At 61.2% G+C, this 19,291-nt stretch carries 17 protein-coding genes; 11 read left to right on the forward strand and 6 right to left on the reverse strand.

The features are described from left to right. Window positions 1-293 precede the first annotated feature (293 nt). The 8 genes from CRX69_RS19735 (at window position 294) to CRX69_RS19770 (ending at window position 6,984) form a co-directional block, all read left to right on the forward strand. Window positions 294-1,142, forward strand: coding sequence for a transporter substrate-binding domain-containing protein (locus tag CRX69_RS19735; protein ID WP_047227834.1), 849 nt, complete (start codon window positions 294-296; stop codon window positions 1,140-1,142). Window positions 1,143-1,195: 53 nt separating this feature from the next. Next, window positions 1,196-1,858, forward strand: coding sequence for an amino acid ABC transporter permease (locus CRX69_RS19740; RefSeq protein WP_047227888.1), 663 nt, complete (start codon window positions 1,196-1,198; stop codon window positions 1,856-1,858). 9 nt (window positions 1,859-1,867) lie between these two features. Then, window positions 1,868-2,530, forward strand: coding sequence for an amino acid ABC transporter permease (locus CRX69_RS19745; RefSeq protein ID WP_047227835.1), 663 nt, complete (start codon window positions 1,868-1,870; stop codon window positions 2,528-2,530). Next, on the forward strand, window positions 2,527-3,318 hold the full coding sequence (locus CRX69_RS19750) for an amino acid ABC transporter ATP-binding protein (RefSeq protein ID WP_047227836.1): 792 nt from the start codon (window positions 2,527-2,529) through the stop codon (window positions 3,316-3,318). Before CRX69_RS19745 ends, CRX69_RS19750 begins: the two co-directional genes overlap by 4 nt. 42 nt (window positions 3,319-3,360) lie before the next feature. Beyond that, a complete protein-coding gene (locus CRX69_RS19755) occupies window positions 3,361-3,750 on the forward strand; it encodes a RidA family protein (protein ID WP_047227837.1) in 390 nt (129 codons plus the stop codon). A 145-nt stretch (window positions 3,751-3,895) separates the two neighbouring features. Beyond that, window positions 3,896-4,660 (forward strand): IclR family transcriptional regulator, encoded by a 765-nt coding sequence (locus CRX69_RS19760; RefSeq protein ID WP_047227838.1) that lies wholly within the window; start codon window positions 3,896-3,898, stop codon window positions 4,658-4,660. A 29-nt stretch (window positions 4,661-4,689) separates the two neighbouring features. Then, a complete protein-coding gene (locus CRX69_RS19765) occupies window positions 4,690-5,907 on the forward strand; it encodes an amino acid deaminase (RefSeq protein WP_107322659.1) in 1,218 nt (405 codons plus the stop codon). Window positions 5,908-6,060: 153 nt separating this feature from the next. Further along, window positions 6,061-6,984, forward strand: a complete 924-nt coding sequence (locus CRX69_RS19770; protein ID WP_107322660.1) for a sugar kinase — start codon at window positions 6,061-6,063, stop codon at window positions 6,982-6,984. A 37-nt stretch (window positions 6,985-7,021) separates the two neighbouring features. On the opposite strand, the gene CRX69_RS19775 is transcribed toward CRX69_RS19770, so the two are convergent. Both CRX69_RS19775 and CRX69_RS19780 read right to left on the reverse strand, forming a co-directional pair. Next, window positions 7,022-7,297, reverse strand: a complete 276-nt coding sequence (locus CRX69_RS19775; protein WP_076384045.1) for a peptidylprolyl isomerase — start codon at window positions 7,295-7,297, stop codon at window positions 7,022-7,024. 48 nt (window positions 7,298-7,345) lie between these two features. Continuing rightward, window positions 7,346-9,883, reverse strand: a complete 2,538-nt coding sequence (locus tag CRX69_RS19780) for a PAS domain-containing protein (RefSeq protein WP_107322661.1) — start codon at window positions 9,881-9,883, stop codon at window positions 7,346-7,348. A gap of 134 nt (window positions 9,884-10,017) precedes the next feature. Between CRX69_RS19780 and CRX69_RS19785 the strand changes: the two genes are divergently transcribed. Beyond that, window positions 10,018-11,136, forward strand: coding sequence for a PilT/PilU family type 4a pilus ATPase (locus CRX69_RS19785; RefSeq protein ID WP_107322662.1), 1,119 nt, complete (start codon window positions 10,018-10,020; stop codon window positions 11,134-11,136). A gap of 151 nt (window positions 11,137-11,287) precedes the next feature. On the opposite strand, the gene CRX69_RS19790 is transcribed toward CRX69_RS19785, so the two are convergent. The 4 genes from CRX69_RS19790 to CRX69_RS19805 form a co-directional block, all read right to left on the reverse strand. After that, a complete protein-coding gene (locus CRX69_RS19790) occupies window positions 11,288-13,243 on the reverse strand; it encodes an acetoacetate--CoA ligase (RefSeq protein WP_107322663.1) in 1,956 nt (651 codons plus the stop codon). A 203-nt stretch (window positions 13,244-13,446) separates the two neighbouring features. Beyond that, window positions 13,447-14,223: a 3-hydroxybutyrate dehydrogenase gene (locus CRX69_RS19795; RefSeq protein WP_107322664.1), complete on the reverse strand. Its 777-nt coding sequence runs from the start codon at window positions 14,221-14,223 to the stop codon at window positions 13,447-13,449. 8 nt (window positions 14,224-14,231) lie between these two features. After that, a complete protein-coding gene (locus CRX69_RS19800; protein ID WP_047227845.1) occupies window positions 14,232-15,623 on the reverse strand; it encodes a GntP family permease in 1,392 nt (463 codons plus the stop codon). A gap of 301 nt (window positions 15,624-15,924) precedes the next feature. Beyond that, window positions 15,925-17,340 (reverse strand): sigma-54 interaction domain-containing protein, encoded by a 1,416-nt coding sequence (locus CRX69_RS19805; RefSeq protein ID WP_047227846.1) that lies wholly within the window; start codon window positions 17,338-17,340, stop codon window positions 15,925-15,927. Between the two features lie 222 nt (window positions 17,341-17,562). On the opposite strand from CRX69_RS19805, the gene CRX69_RS19810 reads away from it, so the two are divergent. After that, window positions 17,563-17,778, forward strand: coding sequence for a TIGR02450 family Trp-rich protein (locus CRX69_RS19810; protein WP_047227847.1), 216 nt, complete (start codon window positions 17,563-17,565; stop codon window positions 17,776-17,778). A 167-nt stretch (window positions 17,779-17,945) separates the two neighbouring features. After that, complete coding sequence (locus CRX69_RS19815; protein WP_107322665.1) at window positions 17,946-19,280, forward strand: methyl-accepting chemotaxis protein; 1,335 nt, start codon at window positions 17,946-17,948, stop codon at window positions 19,278-19,280. Window positions 19,281-19,291: the final 11 nt, after the last annotated feature.

Genomic DNA, 19,291 nt, shown 5'->3' on the forward strand with positions numbered 1-19,291 from the left:
GGCATCGCTACTGTCAGAGTTGACAGTTGAACGGCTCCCTTTTGGTGCGCAAAAGCCTCGCTTGCTCCCTGTCTGGGGCCTTGCTACCCGAGGCTGTAGCCAACAGTAGCAGTCCCTGCGCAGATGCCCGCGTTCCTATTGAAACGTCTGGGCGTGCCATCCTTTTGATTTCATTGGTTTTCCATTTTCCTTATCCATACACCGCATGCCTGTGGCACACTTTCTGCTGTCTATTCCGTTGTTACATACTAAGTTCCGGTATAGCGGAATAAACTGACTCAGGAGTGCTTGCCATGCATCGCCGACCTTCCTTGTTCAAAGCGTGTGTTTTTATCTTCGCGGCCACGACGGCTGCCATGGGTGTCGCTCAGGCGGCGGACAGCAAGCTCGATAGCGTGCTGCAGCGCGGGAAATTGATCGTGGGCACGGGCAGCACCAATGCGCCGTGGCACTTCCAGGGAGCGGATGGCAAGTTGCAGGGTTTTGATATCGACATCGCACGAATGGTGGCCAAGGGTCTGTTCAATGACCCGGAGAAAGTCGAGTTTGTGGTGCAGTCGTCCGATGCACGCATTCCGAACCTGTTGACCGACAAGGTCGACATGAGCTGCCAGTTCATCACCGTCACCGCCAGTCGTGCCCAGCAAGTGGCGTTCACCCTGCCGTATTACCGCGAAGGCGTGGGCCTGCTGCTGCCGGCCAACAGCAAGTACAAGGAAATCGAAGACCTCAAGGCCGCCGGCGATGACGTCACCGTGGCTGTGCTGCAGAACGTCTACGCCGAGGAATTGGTGCACCAGGCGCTGCCCAAGGCCAAGGTCGACCAGTACGACAGTGTTGATCTGATGTATCAGGCGGTGAACTCCGGCCGTGCCGATGCCGCTGCCACCGACCAGTCTTCGGTCAAGTACCTGATGGTGCAGAACCCTGGTCGCTACCGCAGCCCGGCCTACGCCTGGAGCCCGCAAACTTATGCCTGCGCGGTCAAGCGCGGCGACCAGGACTGGCTGAACTTCGTCAACACCACCCTGCATGAAGCCATGACCGGCGTGGAATTCCCCACCTATGCGGCATCGTTCAAGCAATGGTTCGGCGTCGAGTTGCCGTCGCCGGCCATCGGTTTCCCCGTCGAATTCAAATGATCCCGTGAGCCCGGGGCGCCCTTGAGGGCGCCCCGTTGAAGGTACTGCCGACCATGAATTATCAGTTGAACTTTGCCGCCGTCTGGCGCGATTTCGACACCTTGCTGGCGGGGCTCGGCCTGGGGCTTTCCCTGGCGCTGGTGTCGATCGCCATCGGTTGCGTGATCGGCCTGCTGATGGCGTTCGCGCTGCTGAGCAAGCACCGCGTGTTGCGGGTGCTGGCCTCGGTGTATGTCACGGTGATCCGCAATACGCCGATCCTGGTGCTGATCCTGCTGATCTACTTCGCCTTGCCAAGCCTAGGTATTCGCCTGGACAAAATTCCCTCGTTCGTCATCACGCTCTCGCTGTACGCCGGGGCCTACCTGACCGAAGTGTTCCGCGGCGGGCTGCTGAGCATTCACAAGGGCCAGCGTGAAGCGGGGCTGGCCATCGGTTTGGGCGAGTGGCAAGTGAAGGCCTACGTCACCGTGCCGGTGATGCTGCGCAACGTGTTGCCGGCGTTGTCGAACAACTTCATTTCGCTGTTCAAGGACACCTCACTGGCGGCAGCGATCGCTGTGCCGGAGCTGACTTATTACGCCCGCAAGATCAACGTGGAGAGCTACCGGGTGATCGAAACCTGGCTGGTGACCACGGCCCTGTATGTCGCGGCCTGTTACCTCATTGCCATGCTGCTGCGTTATTTCGAGCAGCGTCTGGCGATCCGCCGTTAGGAGTGTTCCATGTACGAATCCCCCAGTTGGTTGCATGAGTTGTGGGTCGCCCGGGAGACGCTGTGGGCCGGGTTCCTGACCAGCGTGCAGTGCTCGGTACTGGCGATTTTGTTAGGCACGCTGATCGGCCTGTTCGCCGGGCTGGTGCTGACTTACGGTCGCTTCTGGATGCGCGCGCCGTTTCGTTTCTACGTCGACGTGATTCGCGGCACTCCGGTGTTTGTGTTGGTGCTGGCCTGTTTCTACATGGCCCCGGCCCTGGGCTGGCAAATCGGCGCATTCGAGGCTGGTGCCTTGGGCCTGACACTGTTTTGCGGCTCCCATGTGGCCGAGATCGTGCGCGGGGCCTTGCAGGCCTTGCCCCGTGGGCAGATGGAGGCAAGCCAGGCCATCGGCCTGACGTTTTTCCAGGCGCTGGGTTACGTGCTGTTGCCCCAGGCACTGCGGCAGATCTTGCCGACCTGGGTCAATTCCTCCACCGAAATCGTCAAGGCTTCGACCCTGTTGTCGGTGATCGGCGTTGCCGAACTGCTGCTCAGCACTCAGCAGATCATCGCCCGGACCTTCATGACCCTGGAGTTTTACCTGTTCGCCGGTTTTCTCTTTTTCATCATCAACTACGCCATCGAATTGCTCGGGCGGCACATTGAAAAGCGGGTGGCCTTGCCATGACTGATGTTTCGACCTCTACCAATGCTCAACCGCTGCTGGACATTCGCGGTCTGCGCAAACAATACGGCCCGGTGGAAGTGCTCAAGGGCGTGGACCTGAGCATGCAGCGCGGCAATGTCGTCACCCTGATCGGCTCCAGCGGCTCGGGCAAAACCACGTTGCTGCGTTGCGTGAACATGCTTGAGGAGTTCCAGGGCGGGCAGATCGTGCTCGATGGCGAGGCCATCGGCTATGACGAGGTGGGCGGCAAGCGCGTGCGCCACCCGGAAAAAGTCATCGCCCGGCACCGGGCCATGACCGGCATGGCCTTCCAGCAATTCAACCTGTTCCCGCATTTGACGGCGTTGCAGAACGTCACCCTGGGCCTGCTCAAGGTGAAAAAGCTACCCAAGGACGAAGCCGTGGCCCTGGCCGAGAAATGGCTGGAGCGGGTCGGCTTGCTGGAACGGCGCAATCATTTTCCCGGTCAGTTGTCCGGCGGTCAGCAGCAGCGTGTGGCGATCGCTCGGGCGATTGCCATGAACCCCAGCCTGATGCTGTTCGATGAAGTGACCTCGGCCCTGGACCCGGAATTGGTGGGTGAGGTGCTGAACGTGATCAAGGGACTGGCCGAAGACGGCATGACCATGCTGCTGGTGACCCACGAAATGCGTTTTGCCTTCGAGGTGTCCGACAAGATCGTGTTCATGAACCAGGGCCGCATCGAAGAACAGGGCCCACCGAAAGAACTGTTCGAACGGCCACAGTCGCCACGACTGGCTGAGTTTCTCAAGAACACCCGTTTTTAATTTTATTGAACCTCTGATTGATACAGGCAAGGAGAAACACCCATGAGCATTACGCGCTACGGCACCGGCAGCACCGCAGGCGGCGGTCAGCCACGGCCCTTCGCCCGAGCCGTTGAGGCCGACGGCTGGCTGCACGTGTCCGGTCAGGTGCCGGCGGTCAACGGCGAGATTATTGTCGGCGGGATCGTCGAGCAGACCCACCAGACCATGAAGAACCTGATCGCGATTCTTGAAGAAGCCGGATACGGCCTTGAAGATGTGGTGCGCTGCGGCGTATGGCTGGAAGATCCGCGGGATTTCTGGAGTTTCAACAAAGTATTTGGTGAATACTTCAGCCCCGAACATGCCCCTGCCAGGGCTTGTGTGCAAGCGAACATGATGGTTGATTGCAAGGTTGAGATTGATTGCATCGCCTACAAGAAAAAGGCTTGAGTCACTGAGGACTCATCGCGGGCACGCCTTGCTCCCACAAGGCAATGCAAACTCCTGTGGGAGCAAGGCTTGCCTGCGATAGCAATCTATCAGGCGGTGCAGCACTCTGGTTAAACTCCCGGCCAATTGAATGGGAACCCAAGACATGACCGAAGACACCATCAAACGCCGGGCCCGAGGGTTGGACCGGGCGTTCGATATCCTCGACTTCCTCAAGGAAATCGGCCAGCCGTTGCGCCCCAATGACATCGCCAGCGGCATCGGCAGTCCCAAGTCCACGGTCTACGAACTGGTGGCGTCGCTGCTGGAGCGACGCATCCTGGAGCCAGTGGGCAAGGACGGCCACGTCTACCTGGGCCGCCAGTTGTACTTTCTCGGGCAGGCGCACCTGCGGCATTTCGACCTGAGTCGCGAGGCCGATCACGCCTTGCAGGAAATCGTCAGCCAGACCCGGGAAACCGCCCAGATGTGCCTGCTCAACGGGCGCAAATACACGGTGGCACTGATGAAGGAGGGGGAGCGGCATTTTCGCATTTCCTCGGACATCGGCGAGAACGCGCCGATTCCCTGGACCGCATCCGGACGCCTGCTGCTGGCGCATCTGAGTGACCAGCAGATCGTCGACCTGATCGACCCCGACGACTTCATCCTACCGGACGGCGAGCGCCTGCCCCTGGAGCGATTTCTCGCGGAGATCCGCCAGGCCGGGCTCGATGGATTTTTCTCCTTCGACAGTGTGGCTGACACCTTCACCCACTGCTTCGCCGCGCCGGTCAAAGACGCCAATGGCGTGGCCATCGCGACCCTGTGCATCGTCGCCCCACGGGCCGACGCCAAGAACAACTACGCCGACTACCGCCGGGTGCTGATCGAAAGCGCCAACAACCTGGCCCGTCGCATCAATGAATAGACAGCCGCGGCTGTGTGAGGAGTGTGAACATGTCTTCTGCCATTCATAACGCTGCCGTGGAGAAGGGGGCCGCCCAAGCGGGCGATCACCTGCTGCGCGACATCAGCCTGCCGGCGCTGGTGCTGCATCGCCAAGCGTTGGAGCACAACATTGACTGGATGCAAAAGTTCGTCACGGACAGTGGTGCCGAACTGGCGCCCCACGGCAAGACCAGCATGACCCCGGCGCTGTTTCGCCGCCAACTCGAGGCCGGCGCCTGGGGACTGACCCTGGCCACCGCAGTGCAGACCCGTGCCGCTTACGCCCATGGCGTGCGCCGGGTGCTGATGGCCAACCAATTGGTGGGCACGCCAAACATGGCGCTGATCGCGGATCTGCTGGCAGATCCAGCGTTCGAATTCCATTGCATGGTCGACCATCCCGACAACGTTGCCGAGCTGGGCGCGTTCTTTGCCTCTCGCGGCGCGAAGTTGAACGTGATGATCGAATACGGTGTGGTGGGTGGCCGGTGTGGCTGCCGGACCGAGGCCGAGGTGCTGGCCCTGGCCGAGGCGATCGGGGCGCAACCGGCGCTGGCGCTGACCGGTATCGAAGGCTACGAAGGCGTGATCCATGGTGACCACGCCATCAGTGGCATCCGTGCGTTTGCCGCATCCCTGGTGGGGCTGGCGGTGCAACTGCAGGACAACGGTGCGTTCGCCATCGACAAGCCGATCATCACCGCCTCGGGTTCAGCCTGGTACGACCTGATTGCCGAGTCTTTCGAGGCTCGGAACGCCCACGGACGTTTCCTCAGTGTGCTGCGTCCTGGCAGTTACGTGGCCCATGACCATGGCATCTACAAAGAGGCCCAGTGCTGCGTGCTGGAACGGCGTAGCGACCTGCACGAAGGTCTGCGCCCGGCCCTGGAAGTCTGGGCCCACGTGCAATCGCTGCCTGAACCGGGCTTTGCGGTGATCGCCCTGGGTAAACGCGACGTGGCCTACGACGCCGGGCTGCCGGTGCCGCTCAAGCGTTACCAACCTGGCTCCGACTCGATAGCGGGGCAGGACCTGGCCGGCTGCAAGGTGACGGCGGTGATGGACCAGCATGCGTTCATGACCGTGGCGCCCGGGGTGGCGTTGCGGGTTGGCGACATCATTTCCTTCGGCACGTCGCATCCGTGCCTGACCTTCGACAAGTGGCGGGTGGCGTGCCTGGTGGATGAGCAGTTGCAGGTGGTCGAGAGCATGGAGACTTGTTTCTAGCCTTGAAACCGAGTCGCGGCTATCGCGAGCAGGCTCGCTCCCACAGTGGGGGCGGTTGTGAACAGAGGATTTATGTTCACCAATATCCCCTGTGGGAGCGAGCCTGCTCGCGATAGCGGCCTGGCAGACACTATCGAAATATCAGGATCGCCCATGAGCTACCCCAACCCAAAACCTCGCATCGCCCTGATCGGCGAGTGCATGATCGAACTGCAGCAGCGCGCCGATGGCAGTCTGCAACAAAGCTTCGGCGGCGACACCCTGAACACCGCTGTGTACCTGTCCCGCGCCCTGGGTGAGAAGAGCGCGGTGGATTACGTTACCGCCTTGGGCGACGACAGTTTCAGCGATGCCATGTGCCAGAGTTGGGCCGCCGAAAATATCGGCCTGGATCGGGTCCAGCGCCTGCCCGGTCGTTTGCCGGGTTTGTATTGCATCCAGACCGACGCGGCGGGTGAGCGGCGGTTTTTGTACTGGCGCAACGAGGCGGCGGTGCGTGATTGCTTCACCACCCCGGCCGCCGCACCGATCCTGGCGGCGCTGCCGGATTACGACGTGCTGTACTTCAGCGGCATCACCCTGGCCGTGCTCGGTGAGCAAGGTCGTGGCAAGCTCATCGAAACCCTGATCCAGGCCCGCCGGCGCGGGGCCGAGGTGGTGTTCGACAATAACTACCGGCCAAGGCTCTGGGCATCAGTGGATGCAGCCCGTGCGGCCTATCGCAGTGTATTGCCTTACGTGGAGCTGGCGCTGCTGACGGTGGACGACGAGCAGGCGCTGTTCGGTTATGCCGACAGCGCTGAGGTGTTCGCCGCGTACGCGCAGTTGGGCACGTCGGAAGTGGTGCTCAAGCGCGGTGCTGAGCCCTGTCTGATCTGTTGTGATGGTGAGTCTTTCGAGATTCCGGCCCAGCGAGTGGAGCGGGTGGTGGACACGACGGCGGCGGGGGATTCATTCAGTGCTGCTTACCTGGCAAGCCGCCTGCTCGGTGGCAGCCCGGTGGAGGCCGCCGAGGCTGGACATCTGTTGGCGAGCCGGGTCATCCAGGTGCCGGGGGCGTTGATGCCCAAGGACTGAAGGGGCCGCGAAGCACCTGTGGGAGCGGGCTCGATCATTAGTCCCGGTAGAACACCTGCACCAGGTGATAGCCGAACTTGCTCTTGATCGGCCCATGCACCACCCGCAGGGGTTTTTTGAAGATTACCGTATCGATCGCACCGACCATCTGCCCGGGCCGTACTTCACCCAGATCACCGCCGCGTTTGCCCGAGGGGCAGGTGGAGTATTTCTTGGCCAGTACATCGAAGGCTTCGCCTTTGGCGATGCGTTGCTTGAGCTGTTCGGCTTCTTCGGCGGTTTTCACCAGGATATGGCGGGCTTGGGCTTTCATTGCAGCAGTGACCTGAACGGTGCGACGGGGCGGCGATTATGCCTCAAGTCAGGCGCCATGGTTGATCATCGTCCGAATCTTGTTCGCCAGCAGATCGAGGCTGAAGGGCTTGGCAACCATATCCATGCCCTGCTCGAGAAAGCCCTGGCGCTCGGTGGCCTTCTGCGCATAACCGGTCATGAACAGCACCTTCAGATCGGGCCGATGCTGGCGGGCGATTTCCGCCAGTTGCCGGCCATTCATGCCTGGCAGGCCGACATCGGTCACCAGCAAGTCGATGCGCTGGCTGGACTCCAGTAGCCCAAGGGCAGCCTTGGCGTCCTGGGCTTGAAGGGTGGTGTAACCCAGGGCGTCGAGCAGATCGAGCACCAGCATGCGCACGGCCGGTTCGTCTTCGACCAGCAACACGGTTTCACCGGCGACGGCGGCCGGTGCATCCAGCGCTACCGGCGCCGCAGTCTGCTGGACAGACGCGACGTACAGCCGCGGCAGGTACAACTGCACCCGCGTGCCCTGGTCCGGCACACTGTCCAGGCTCAGCAGGCCACCCGACTGTTGGGCAAACCCGTAGATCATCGACAAGCCCAAACCGGTGCCCTGGCCGATGGGTTTGGTGGTGAAGAACGGATCAAAGGCCTTGGCCAGCACGGATGGGGTCATGCCGCTGCCATTGTCGCTGACGGCAATCATCACGTAGTCACCGGCCTTGACCGGTTCCAGGGCACTGAGGTCATTCCCGTCGAGGTAGACGTTGGCGGTTTCGATGGTCAATTCGCCACCCTCAGGCATGGCGTCCCGAGCGTTGATCACCAGGTTGAGCAGGGCGTTTTCCAGCTGGCTGGCATCGGTGCTGACCGGCCACAGTTCATCGGCCAACTGCAGGCGCAGCACGATGTGATCGCCGGTGGTTCGGCTCAGCAAGTCTTCAAGTGAACGCACCAGGTCATTGGGGTCCAGCGGTTTGCGGTCCAGCGACTGGCGGCGGGAAAACGCCAGCAGGCGGTGGGTCAGGGCCGCCGCACGATTGGCCGAGGACACGGCCGCTTCGGTGAAACGACCGATCTCGGCGGTGCGACCGCTGGCAATGTAGCGCTGCATCAGGTCGAGACTGCCGAGAATGCCGGTGAGCATGTTGTTGAAGTCATGGGCAATGCCGCCAGTGAGTTGGCCCACGGCCTCCATTTTCTGGGCGTGTCGCAGCGCCTCCTCGGCACGTTCGCGTTCGAACATCTCGTTTTGCAGGCGGTGGTTGGCTTCGGCCAGTTGCTGGGTGCGGGCGATGACGCGTTCTTCGAGCGTCTCGTTGAGGTTGCGCAGGGCCTCTTCGGTTTTCTTGCGCTCGGTCTCGTCGATCACAAAGATGTAGAAACCGTTCACCGCACCATCGGCCCCACGGCGCGGCAGGTAGTTGATCAAGGCATGGCGGGGACGGCCGTCGCGGTGATCCGATTGCACGGTGAAACTGCACGGCTTGCCTGCCAGGGCGTCGGCGATCTGCTCGGCGCGGGCGGCGTAGGCTGAATCGCCAAGCACTTCGCGAATGGTCTTGCCATACAGCTCTTGGGGCGTCAGGCCATACCAATCCAGATAGGCGCTGTTGTTGAGGCGAAAACGTTCTTCCCGGTCCACATAGCTGATAAGGATCGGCATGGCGTTGATGATCAGTTGCAGTTCGGTCTGGCTCTGACGCAGGGCCTGCTCGGTACGCTTGCGATCGGTCAGGTCCAGGGCCGCGCCGAGAAAGCGTTTGGGCCGGCCATGGCGATCCTTGTAGCAACGACCGCGCACGAACACCCAGCGCAGTTCGCCGTCAGGCCGCAGGAGACGGTACTCCTCGGCGTATTCAGTGCTGTGGGTGATGCAATGCTTGATGCTGCGGGTGACCATGGCCCGGTCTTGGGGATGCACGCCTTCAAGGTAAGCGCTGATGGGCAACTGGCGCGACAGGTTCGGGTCGACGCCATGCAGCACCGCGAAGTGCTCGTCGGCAACAAAGCGGTCTTCGCTGATGTCCCAATCCCAGGTGCCTAGCGTATCGGCAGCGGCCAGGGCCAGTTGCAGGCGTTCCTCGCTTTCCTGCTGGGCCTTGAGGCTGGCTTCTGAGCGTCGCTCGAACTCCAGGGCCAGGCGTCGTCGTTCACCGGTCTCGATGGCTGTGACCAGAATACCGGCCACGGCGCCGTCTTCATCGCGCACGGGGCTGTAGGTCAGGTCCAGCCAGACATCGCAGAGGCGACCGGCGAAGGGCACTCGCCATTGCTGATCGCGACAGGTGTGCCCGTGGCCTTGCAACACGCGGTGATAAATCGGCCCGCTCAGGTCTTTGAGTTCGGGCCATGCTGAATGGGTCGGCTGGCCGAACGCCTGGGGGTGTTTGTCGCCCGTCAGGCGGGTAAAGGCGTCGTTGTAGAAATGAATCAGCTGTGGCCCCCACAGCAGGGACATCGGCAGCGGCGAGTGGAGCACGATGTCCAGGGCGGTACGCAGGCTCTGGGGCCAGGTTTGGGCAGTGCCCAGCGGGCTGTTGGCCCAGTCACGTCGGGCGAACAGGCTTTGTATGTCAATGCCGGTGGGTGTTGCGTTCATCACGCAAACCCTGCAAATCGTGTCGCAGCCACGGTGTCTACTATCCTCTGAAGAAGGTAAGCGCGGGTTGGTCTGAAAAGTTTGCTCATCGGGTCAGCTTGTTTCATTGAAGTCTCGCGGAAGTCAATCAGGCCATGGAAATCGATCCCTTGTTACGCATCCTGGCGAGCCAGGATGGCTCCGACCTCTATATGTCCACCGGTGCGCCGCCGTGCGCGCGTTTCGAGGGGGTGCTCAAACCCTTGAGCAACCAGCCCTTCAAGGTGGGCGACATCGCCGGGCTCGCCGAGTCTTTGATGGACGCCGAACAGCGGCTTGAGTTCGATCGAGAACTGGAAATGAACCTGGCTATCTCCCTGGCTGGGGTCGGGCGGTTTCGCGTCAATATCTTCAAGCAGCGCAATGACGTGTCCATGGTGATCCGCAACGTCAAGCTCGACATCCCTCGGTTCGAGGACCTGAAACTGCCAAATGTGTTGCTGGACACCATCATGCAGAAACAGGGGCTGATGCTGTTCGTCGGCGCGACAGGGTCGGGCAAGTCGACTTCCCTGGCGGCGCTGATCGATTACCGTAATCGCAACAGCAGCGGCCATATCATCACCATTGAAGATCCGGTGGAGTATATCCATCGACACAAGAAATCGATCATCAATCAACGGGAAGTCGGTGTCGACACCCGCAGCTTTCATGCCGCCCTGAAGAACACCTTGCGCCAGGCACCAGACGTGGTACTGATCGGCGAAATTCGTGATCGCGAAACCATGGAACATGCCCTGGCCTTCGCCGACACCGGGCACCTTGTGATCTCCACCCTGCATGCTCACAATGCCAACCAGGCGCTGGACCGGGTGATCAATTTCTTCCCGGAAGAACGCCGGCCGCAGCTGCTCAATGATCTGGGCAACAACCTCAAGGCGTTCGTGTCGCAACGCCTGGTGCGCACTCGCACCGGCCAGCGCCGGGCCGCGGTGGAGGTCATGCTGGGCTCGCCCACGGTGGCCGACCTGATCCGCCGCAATGAGTTCGGCGGGCTCAAGGGCATCATGGAAAAGTCAGAAGAACTCGGGATGCAAACCTTCGATCACGCCCTGTACAACCTGGTGGTGGAGGGTGCTATCGATGAGGAGGAAGCCCTGAAAAACGCCGATTCGGCGAACAACCTGCGGTTGCGCCTGAAGTTGCATGCCGAGTCGGGGGCAGCGGTGCCCCCGGCCGATCCGGCGGCGGGGGAGTGGGGGTTGATGGATTGATGGTTCTACAGGCATACCGCGTTGTCGTTCATCGCGAGCAGGCTCGCTCCCACAGGGAATCGATGGTGATTGCCAATCCTGTGTTCACCACCGACCAATGTGGGAGCGAGCCCGCTCGCGATGAGGCCAGATGGCCCATACGGCTTTAACCTCAGGTGGTCAGTTCCAGCCGATCCCTGAACTGCTCCAGCGCCTCGGGATTGGCCAGGGCATCGGTGTTTTTCACCACCTGCCCATGCACCACGTTGCGCACCGCCAGTTCCACCACCTTGCCGCTGATGGTCCGCGGGATGTCGCTGACTGCCAGGATCTTCGCCGGCACATGACGCGGTGTGGTATTGGCGCGGATCACCTGGCGGATCTGTTGCTCCAGGGCCTCATCCAGGGTCACGCCGTCGCGCAGGCGCACAAACAGTACCACGCGCACATCACCCTGCCATTGCTGGCCGATAGCAACGCTGTCCAGCACCTGCTCGACCTTTTCCACCTGCCGATAGATTTCCGCCGTGCCGATGCGCACGCCACCGGGGTTGAGCACTGCATCCGAACGCCCGTGGATCAAGAAACCGCCGTGAGGCAGTTCCTCGGCGTAGTCCCCCTGGGCCCACACACCGGGGAACTGGCTGAAGTAGGAGGCCCTTAGCTTTTCCTGCTGCGGATCATTCCACAGGCCAATGGGCATGGCCGGGAAGTGCCGGGTGCAGACCAGTTCACCTTTCTCACCGATGACCGCCTGGCCTGCCTCGTTCCAGACCTGCACCGCCATGCCCAGACTCTTGCCCTGCATCTCGCCACGGCGAACGGCGGACAACGGATTGCCATTGACGAAGCACGACACAATGTCGGTGCCACCGGACATCGAGGCCAGGCACACCTGGGTCTTGAAGTCGCGATACACGTAGTCGTAGCTATGGGGCGCCAGGGCCGAGCCGGTGGACAGGATGGTTTTCAGGCTGCCCAGGTCATGGGTCTGTCGCGGTTTCAAACCCTGGCTTTCCAGGGCCGCCAGGTATTTGGGGCTGGTGCCGAATACGCTGATGCGCTGCTGGTCGATCAGGTCCAGCAGGCGCTTGGGGCCAGGGTGAAAGGGCGAGCCGTCGTAGAGCACCACCGCACTGCCGACGGCGAGGGCCGACACCAGCCAGTTCCACATCATCCAGCCACACGTGGTGTAGTAGAACAGGCGATCTTCGGGGCCAAGGTCTACATGCAGGCCATGTTCCTTGAGGTGTTGCAGCAATACGCCGCCGGTGCTGTGGACGATGCACTTCGGCACGCCGGTGGTGCCACTGGAATAGAGGATGTACAGCGGATGATCGAACGGCACGTCAACGAACGCCGGTTCGCCGCCACAGCGGTAGAAGTCGCTCCACAACGCGACGCTGGCCGTTGTCTTGAAGTCTTCGGCGCGGGCGTCAGGGCATGCGTAGGGCAGGATGATCAATTGCTGCAGCGAAGGCAGGCGCTCGAGGATTTCGTTGACCTTGGCTCGCTGGTCGATGACCTTGCCGGCGTAGCGGTAACCGGCGCAGGTAATCAGCACCTTGGGCTCGATCTGGCCGAACCGGTCGATGACCCCGTGGGTGCCGAAGTCAGGCGAGGAGCACGACCAGATCGCCCCCAGGCTGGTGGTGGCGAGCATGCCCGCCAGGGTCTGCCAGGTGTTGGGCATGCACGCGGCTACCCGGTCGCCCTTGCTCACACCTGCCGCTTGCAGGCTTTTTTGCAGGCCAGCGACGTGGGCGGCAAGTTCGGCCCAGGTCAGTTGTTCTTGCCCGCCACTTTCGTCGAGGGCAACCACGGCCACGGCGTCATCGCGCCGGCGCAGCAGGTGTTCGGCAAAATTCAGTGTCGCCCCGGGAAACCACCGGGCGCTGGGCATTTGCTCACCTTCGACCAGCACATCGCTGGGCGCCTGGTGAAAACGGATCTCGAAGAAGTCGACGATGGCCTGCCAGAAGGCTTCACGCTGGTCGATGCTCCAGGCGTGCAGCGCCGGATAATCGCTCAGTTGCAGCTGATGCCGTTCGTTGATGAACCGGCGAAAGGCGTCCATGCGTGACTGGGCGATGCGATCGGGGGTGGGTTGCCAGAGGATGTCGGACATGGGGTGCCTCTTTTTCTTTTATGTACACACAAACTATAGAGCGACCCAATCTTGTGGCGAGGGGATTTATCCCCGACTTGTGGGAGCAAGGCTTGCCCGCGATGAACGAAAACGCGGTTTAGCTGTTAAACCGCGGTGCGGCCATCGCGGGCAAGCCTTGCTCCCACAGATAAATCCCCTCGCCACAAGGGATCGCAAGAAATTTACTGAGCCAGCCACCCACCATCAATATTCCACGCCGCGCCACGTACCTGGCTACCGGCTTCGCTGCACAGAAACAGCACCAGTTCCCCCAGTTGCGGCGGGGTGACGAATTCCAGGGAAGGCTGTTTTTCGGCCAGCAGGTCATGCTGTGCCTGTTGCGGGTCGATGCCCGTGGCAATGCGGTCGTCGATCTGTTTCTGCACCAGCGGTGTCAGCACCCAGCCAGGGCAGATGGCGTTGCACGTCACGTTACTGCTGGCGGTTTCCAGGCCGACCACTTTGGTCAGACCGATCACCCCGTGTTTGGCCGCGACGTAGGCGGCCTTGCCCACCGAGCCGACCTGGCCGTGCACCGAGGCAATGTTGATGATCCGCCCCCAGCCCTTGGCGCGCATGCCCGGCAGGCTCAAGCGCGTGGCATGGAACACCGAGGACAGGTTGATGGCGATGATCGAGTCCCAGCGCTCCACCGGAAAATCTTCCACGGCGGCCACATGCTGGATACCGGCGTTGTTCACCAGAATGTCCACGCCGCCGAACTCCCGTTCGGCGTAAGCGAGCATGTCGGCGATCTGCGCCGGATCACTGACATCGGCCGGATGATGGCCGACCTTGCCGCCGAACTGTTTCACCTCGGCGATCACCGTCGAGGCATCGCCGAAGCCGTTGAGGATCAGGTTGGCGCCGGCCTTGGCGAGGCTCAGGGCGATGCCCAGGCCGATGCCGCTGGTAGAGCCGGTGACCAGGGCGGTCTTGCCCGAAAGAGGGGTTGTCATGGGGAGCCTCACACAATGCCAGTGGCGTAGAACACAGCGATCACGAAGAACACCGCGAGGGTCTTGATCAGCGTAATGCAGAAAATGTCTTTGTAGGCTTCACGGTGGGTCAGACCGGTCACCGCCAGCAGGGTGATCACCGCGCCGTTGTGGGGCAGGGTGTCCATGCCGCCGCTGGCCATGGACGCGACCCGGTGCAGCACTTCCAGAGGAATGTTGGCGGCGTTGGCGGCGCTGATGAACGTTTCGGACATCGCCGCCAGGGCGATGCTCATGCCGCCCGAGGCTGAACCGGTGATGCCCGCCAGCAGCGTCACGGTCACGGCTTCATTGACCAGTGGATTGGGGATGTTTTTGAGCCAGTCGGCCAGCACCAGAAAACCCGGCAAGGACGCGATGACTGCGCCAAAACCGTATTCCGAAGCGGTGTTCATTGCCGCCAGCAGCGCACCGCCCACCGCGCTCTTGCTGCCTTCGGCCAGCTTGCTGCGAATGGTGCTGAAGGCGAACAGCAGCACCAGGACAATGCCCACCAGCAACGCGGCCTGCACGGCCCAGATCGCGGTGAGCTTGGCGATGTCGCTGGTCACTGGTGTGGTCATGCCCGGCAGCGCCAGGCTGTGGGTCTTGCCATACCACTGCGGAATCCACTGGGTGAACAGCAGGTTCATGATCCCGACCGCCAACAGCGGCGAAATGGCGAGCCAGGGATTGGGCAGTTTGATGTCTTCGGCAGTCTCCGGCTCGTTGCGCAGTTCGGTGCCGTAGCCTTCGCCTAGGCGCTGGGCCTTGTTGCGCTGGCGTTGCAGGAACAGCATGCCGAAGCTGAACACGAAGATCGTGCCGATCACACCCAGCCAGGGCGCGGCCCAGGCGGTGGTGTTGAAGAAGGTGCTGGGGATGATGTTCTGGATCTGCGGCGTGCCGGGCAGAGCGTCCATGGTGAACGAGAACGCGCCAAGGGCAATGGTGGCTGGGATCAGCCGCTTGGGAATATTGCTCTGGCGGAACATCTCGGCGGCGAACGGATACACCGCGAACACCACGACGAACAGCGACACGCCGCCATAGGTCAGCAAGGCGCAGACCAGCACGATCACCAACATGGCCTGGCGCGTGCCCAGCAGGCGAATCGCCGCCGCGACGATAGAGCGGGAGAAACCCGACAGCTCGATCAGTTTGCCGAACACCGCGCCGAGCAGGAACACCGGGAAATACAGTTTGATGAAGCCGACCATCTTCTCCATGAACACCCCGGTGAAAGCAGGCGCGACGGCGGAAGGGTCAGTGAGCAGGACGGCGCCGAGGGCGGCGATGGGGGCAAAAAGGATAACGCTGTAGCCACGGTAGGCGGCCACCATCAGCAGCGTGAGGGCTGCCAAGGCAATGATCACACTCATGGTGTGTCTCCTGGATTGTTATTTTTGTGGTGAAGCGGTGGGGAGGGCTTTAGCGAGATTTGTGCCAGGTATGTAATTTATTGAAATATAAGGAAATTATTGATTTTTGTGGAAGTGGTTCGAGGGTTTTGTCTCTGTTTTGAGATTTTCAGGGGCTGTGCTGGCCTCATCGCGAGCAGGCTCGCTCCCACAGGTTGACCGAGTTCGTCAGGAAAGTACGGTCCACTGTGGGAGCGAGCCTGCTCGCGATGAGCGCGAAGCGCTCAAAAGGAGCTGTCTATATCTAGAGATATGAGTCTCTTTATTGAGACTCGGCAATCCCCAGCGCCACCATTTTCTTATACAAGGTCGACCTCCCCAGCCCCAACCGCTCAGCCGCTTCAACTACCTTGCCGCCGCATTGCGCGAGGGTGGTTTCGATCAAGTGGCGGTCGAATCGTGCCCGGGCCTGGCTGAAGGTTTCTTGCGGCAGCGGCTCCTGATGTGGATTCAACGCACGGGTGACCGGCGTGAAAGTCCCAATGGCCGCTCGAATATCGGCGGCAGTGAGCAGCAGGTCGTCGCTGAGCAGCGCGGTTCGTTCCAGCACATTGCGCAACTCCCGGATGTTGCCCGGCCAGGCGTGTTGCCCCAGCAGGTCGAGTGCGTCGTGGTTCAGTTCGTGCTGGCTGCGCAGTTCTTCGAGGATCGCCTCGCTCAGGGCCGGTAAATCATCCAGGCGTTCGCGCAGCGGCGGGACCTGGATCGGCAACACATTGAGGCGGTAATACAGGTCGGCGCGAAATTCTCCGCGTTTGATCGCCGCTTCCAGATCCATGGAGGTGGCAGCGATGATCCGCACGTCGCTTTGCAGCACCTCGTTGGAGCCCACGGGTTCGTATTCTTTTTCCTGCAAGACCCGCAGCAGTTTGCTTTGCAGCGGCAGTGGCATGTCGCCAATTTCGTCCAGGAACAGTGTGCCGCCCTGGGCGATCTGCAGCTTGCCGGCGCGGCCTTTGCGGTCGGCGCCGGTGAAGGCGCCCGGGGCGGTGCCGAAAAACTCGGCTTCCAGCAGGGCCTCCGGGATCGCCGCGCTGTTGATGCTGACGAACGCCTTGTGCGCCCTCGGCGAAGCACCATGGATCGCTTGGGCCAGCAGTTCCTTGCCGGTCCCGGTTTCGCCGAGCAACAGCACCGGCGAATCGGCGCTGGCGCTGCGCCGGGCACGACGCTTGACCTCCAGGCTGGCGCTGCTGGTGCCGATGAAGTGGGCGAAGTTGTACCGAGTCTGCCGTGCCCGCAACAGCGAGCGGGTGGAGGCCAGTTCCTCCTGCATGCTCAGGTAGCGCTTGAGCATCGGCGACAGGCTGCGCAATTCATCGAACAGGGCAAAACCGATGGCGCCGATCACCGCGCCCGCGCTGTCGTGGATCGGCAGGCGCATCACCACCAGCGGCTCCTTGGGCGTGTCCTGCATGTCCAACAGAATCGGTCGGCCAGTACGTACCACTTCGCGCAGCAGGCTGCTGGGGATCACGCTCTCGCACGCCCGGCCGATGGCTTCTTGCGCTGAGTTCAGGCCGAAGCGCCGGGCGTAGCGTTCGTTCATCCAGACGATGTTCGCGTCACGGTCGACAATCACCGTGCCTTCGCTGGACTGTTCGATGATCTCGAACAACGAACGGATCGCCAGCGTGCGCACGCGCTTGTAATCCTTGAGGCTTTCGGTGGGGTTCATCGGGCATTTCCAGAAGGTGGGATTTGCCGGCATCCTCCGATCAAAGGGGTTGCCAAAGAGCGGCATTATGCCGGGAGGGGCCGGCCGAGCACTACTCCGCCCGCATCCTTTGCCGTGGCGTATCAATGGCAAACCCTAAGCCTTAGTGGATCTGCTCAGTGGTGGGCAGTCCGATAAACTTGTACAGTTTTCACTAATATGTACATTTTTCTGAGAGCGCTCATGAATAAATTCAACCCTCGCAAGCTGCAGCTCTCCAAATGGACGGCCTGTGCGCCGACTGATCGGGAAAAGCATTTTCTCGTCACCAAGCTGCTCTGTGATGAGGAGGGGACACCCATTAAGATTGAGCTTGAGGCTGTATACAGCGCTCGTGTGACGTTGCTCGACTGGCGCGAGTTGCGCGACAGCAAGCATTGGAAAATGGGCTGGTGCTGAATGGCTTGGGCTGTGCCATAGAGATCCGTATGACTTCTTATAGTTATACACAATCATAAAGTTGTACAAGTTTTCCTGCGATAGTGGCTTAATGCAGCTATCTAGCGATGGCATCTCTGCCTTCGTGTGGCTACAGCCACGCATTCACGCCTCCGGGAGCGCCACCCATGTTCATTCGTACTCGCAAGCATCAGGACGCCTTGCACGAAATCCAGGCCAGGCAGGCTATTCTCGAAGCCGAACGGACGGCCTTGCAGCAATGCATGGCGATCATCGAGTTCACCCCGACGGGCGAGGTGCTCGACGTCAGCCCGGTTTTTTTGAAAATGATGGGGTATTCACTCAGCGAAACCCTCGGTCAGCATCATTCGATGTTTTGTGAGCCTGCCTATTCACGCAGTGCCGAATGCTCGGCGTTATGGCGGCAGTTGGGGCAGGGTTCTCCAGCCGACAGCCAGTTTCTGCATTTGCGGCGTGATGGAAGCTGGCTGTGGGTGCACGCAAGCTACGTCCCTGTGCTGGATCACCATGCAAAGGTGCAGCGCATCATCCTGATTGTTCGCGATATCAACGAGCGGGTGTTGCGCGCCCAGGCCGAAACCAGTTTCATGCAAGCGATCGACCGTTCCATGGCGGTTATCGAATTTGATCTGAGCGGTCAGGTCGTGAATGCCAACGAGAATTTCATGAACGTCATGGGGTACCGCCTGCAAGAAATTCGGGGCCAGCATCACCGGATTTTCTGCAAACCCAGCGAGGTCCAGAGTGAGGCTTATCGTGGCTTCTGGGCCGGGCTCAATCGCGGTGAATACAGGACCGGCCTTTTCGAACGCGTCGACAATCGAGGCGCGACTGTCTGGCTGCAGGCTACCTACAACCCTCTCTACGATGCACGGGGGCGCTTGTATGGCGTGGTCAAGTTCGCCACTGACAGCACTCGCGAAGTCGAGCAACGCCAAAGTGAATCAAAAGCCGCCGGACTTGCTTTCGAGACGTCCCGGCAGACCGATGAGCAAACCCGGCTCGGCACGTGTGTGGTTCAGCAAACCGTTACGGTGGTGCAAAGCATCGCCGATGAGCTTCAGCAGGTGTCAGCCGGGATAGGTGCCCTGAGCGCGCAGTCCGAAGAAATCGGCAGCATCGTCGATGCCATCCGGGGTATTGCCGAACAGACCAATCTGCTTGCCCTCAATGCCGCCATCGAAGCGGCTCGCGCCGGGGAGCAGGGACGCGGCTTCGCGGTGGTGGCCGATGAGGTGCGCAATCTGGCGCGACGTACAAGTCAGTCAACCGTGGCCATTACTCAGGTCGTCGCCAAGAACCGTGAATTGGCCAGGCAAGCGGTGAGCAGCATGCAATCGAGCACGCTCAAGGCAGAGCAGGGCGTGAAACTGGCTAACCAGGCCGGCACTGTCATTCTGGATATTCATCGAGGCGCGCAGCAGGTGGTGGAGGTGATGGGTGAATTCGCTCAAGCGCTGGATCAACGACGTGGTGCCTGAGCGAGCCCGGG

Source organism: Pseudomonas rhizophila, from assembly GCF_003033885.1.
GTDB lineage: Bacteria > Pseudomonadota > Gammaproteobacteria > Pseudomonadales > Pseudomonadaceae > Aquipseudomonas > Aquipseudomonas rhizophila.

What these genes read in the sequence shown, in the direction of transcription:
- CRX69_RS19735 (WP_047227834.1), top strand. Translation starts at nt 294, where the DNA reads ATGCATCGCCGACCTTCCTTGTTCAAAGCGTGTGTTTTTATCTTCGCG.
- CRX69_RS19740 (WP_047227888.1), top strand. Translation starts at nt 1,196, where the DNA reads ATGAATTATCAGTTGAACTTTGCCGCCGTCTGGCGCGATTTCGACACC.
- CRX69_RS19745 (WP_047227835.1), top strand. Translation starts at nt 1,868, where the DNA reads ATGTACGAATCCCCCAGTTGGTTGCATGAGTTGTGGGTCGCCCGGGAG.
- CRX69_RS19750 (WP_047227836.1), top strand. Translation starts at nt 2,527, where the DNA reads ATGACTGATGTTTCGACCTCTACCAATGCTCAACCGCTGCTGGACATT.
- CRX69_RS19755 (WP_047227837.1), top strand. Translation starts at nt 3,361, where the DNA reads ATGAGCATTACGCGCTACGGCACCGGCAGCACCGCAGGCGGCGGTCAG.
- CRX69_RS19760 (WP_047227838.1), top strand. Translation starts at nt 3,896, where the DNA reads ATGACCGAAGACACCATCAAACGCCGGGCCCGAGGGTTGGACCGGGCG.
- CRX69_RS19765 (WP_107322659.1), top strand. Translation starts at nt 4,690, where the DNA reads ATGTCTTCTGCCATTCATAACGCTGCCGTGGAGAAGGGGGCCGCCCAA.
- CRX69_RS19770 (WP_107322660.1), top strand. Translation starts at nt 6,061, where the DNA reads ATGAGCTACCCCAACCCAAAACCTCGCATCGCCCTGATCGGCGAGTGC.
- CRX69_RS19775 (WP_076384045.1), bottom strand. Translation starts at nt 7,297, where the DNA reads ATGAAAGCCCAAGCCCGCCATATCCTGGTGAAAACCGCCGAAGAAGCC.
- CRX69_RS19780 (WP_107322661.1), bottom strand. Translation starts at nt 9,883, where the DNA reads ATGAACGCAACACCCACCGGCATTGACATACAAAGCCTGTTCGCCCGA.
- CRX69_RS19785 (WP_107322662.1), top strand. Translation starts at nt 10,018, where the DNA reads ATGGAAATCGATCCCTTGTTACGCATCCTGGCGAGCCAGGATGGCTCC.
- CRX69_RS19790 (WP_107322663.1), bottom strand. Translation starts at nt 13,243, where the DNA reads ATGTCCGACATCCTCTGGCAACCCACCCCCGATCGCATCGCCCAGTCA.
- CRX69_RS19795 (WP_107322664.1), bottom strand. Translation starts at nt 14,223, where the DNA reads ATGACAACCCCTCTTTCGGGCAAGACCGCCCTGGTCACCGGCTCTACC.
- CRX69_RS19800 (WP_047227845.1), bottom strand. Translation starts at nt 15,623, where the DNA reads ATGAGTGTGATCATTGCCTTGGCAGCCCTCACGCTGCTGATGGTGGCC.
- CRX69_RS19805 (WP_047227846.1), bottom strand. Translation starts at nt 17,340, where the DNA reads ATGAACCCCACCGAAAGCCTCAAGGATTACAAGCGCGTGCGCACGCTG.
- CRX69_RS19810 (WP_047227847.1), top strand. Translation starts at nt 17,563, where the DNA reads ATGAATAAATTCAACCCTCGCAAGCTGCAGCTCTCCAAATGGACGGCC.
- CRX69_RS19815 (WP_107322665.1), top strand. Translation starts at nt 17,946, where the DNA reads ATGTTCATTCGTACTCGCAAGCATCAGGACGCCTTGCACGAAATCCAG.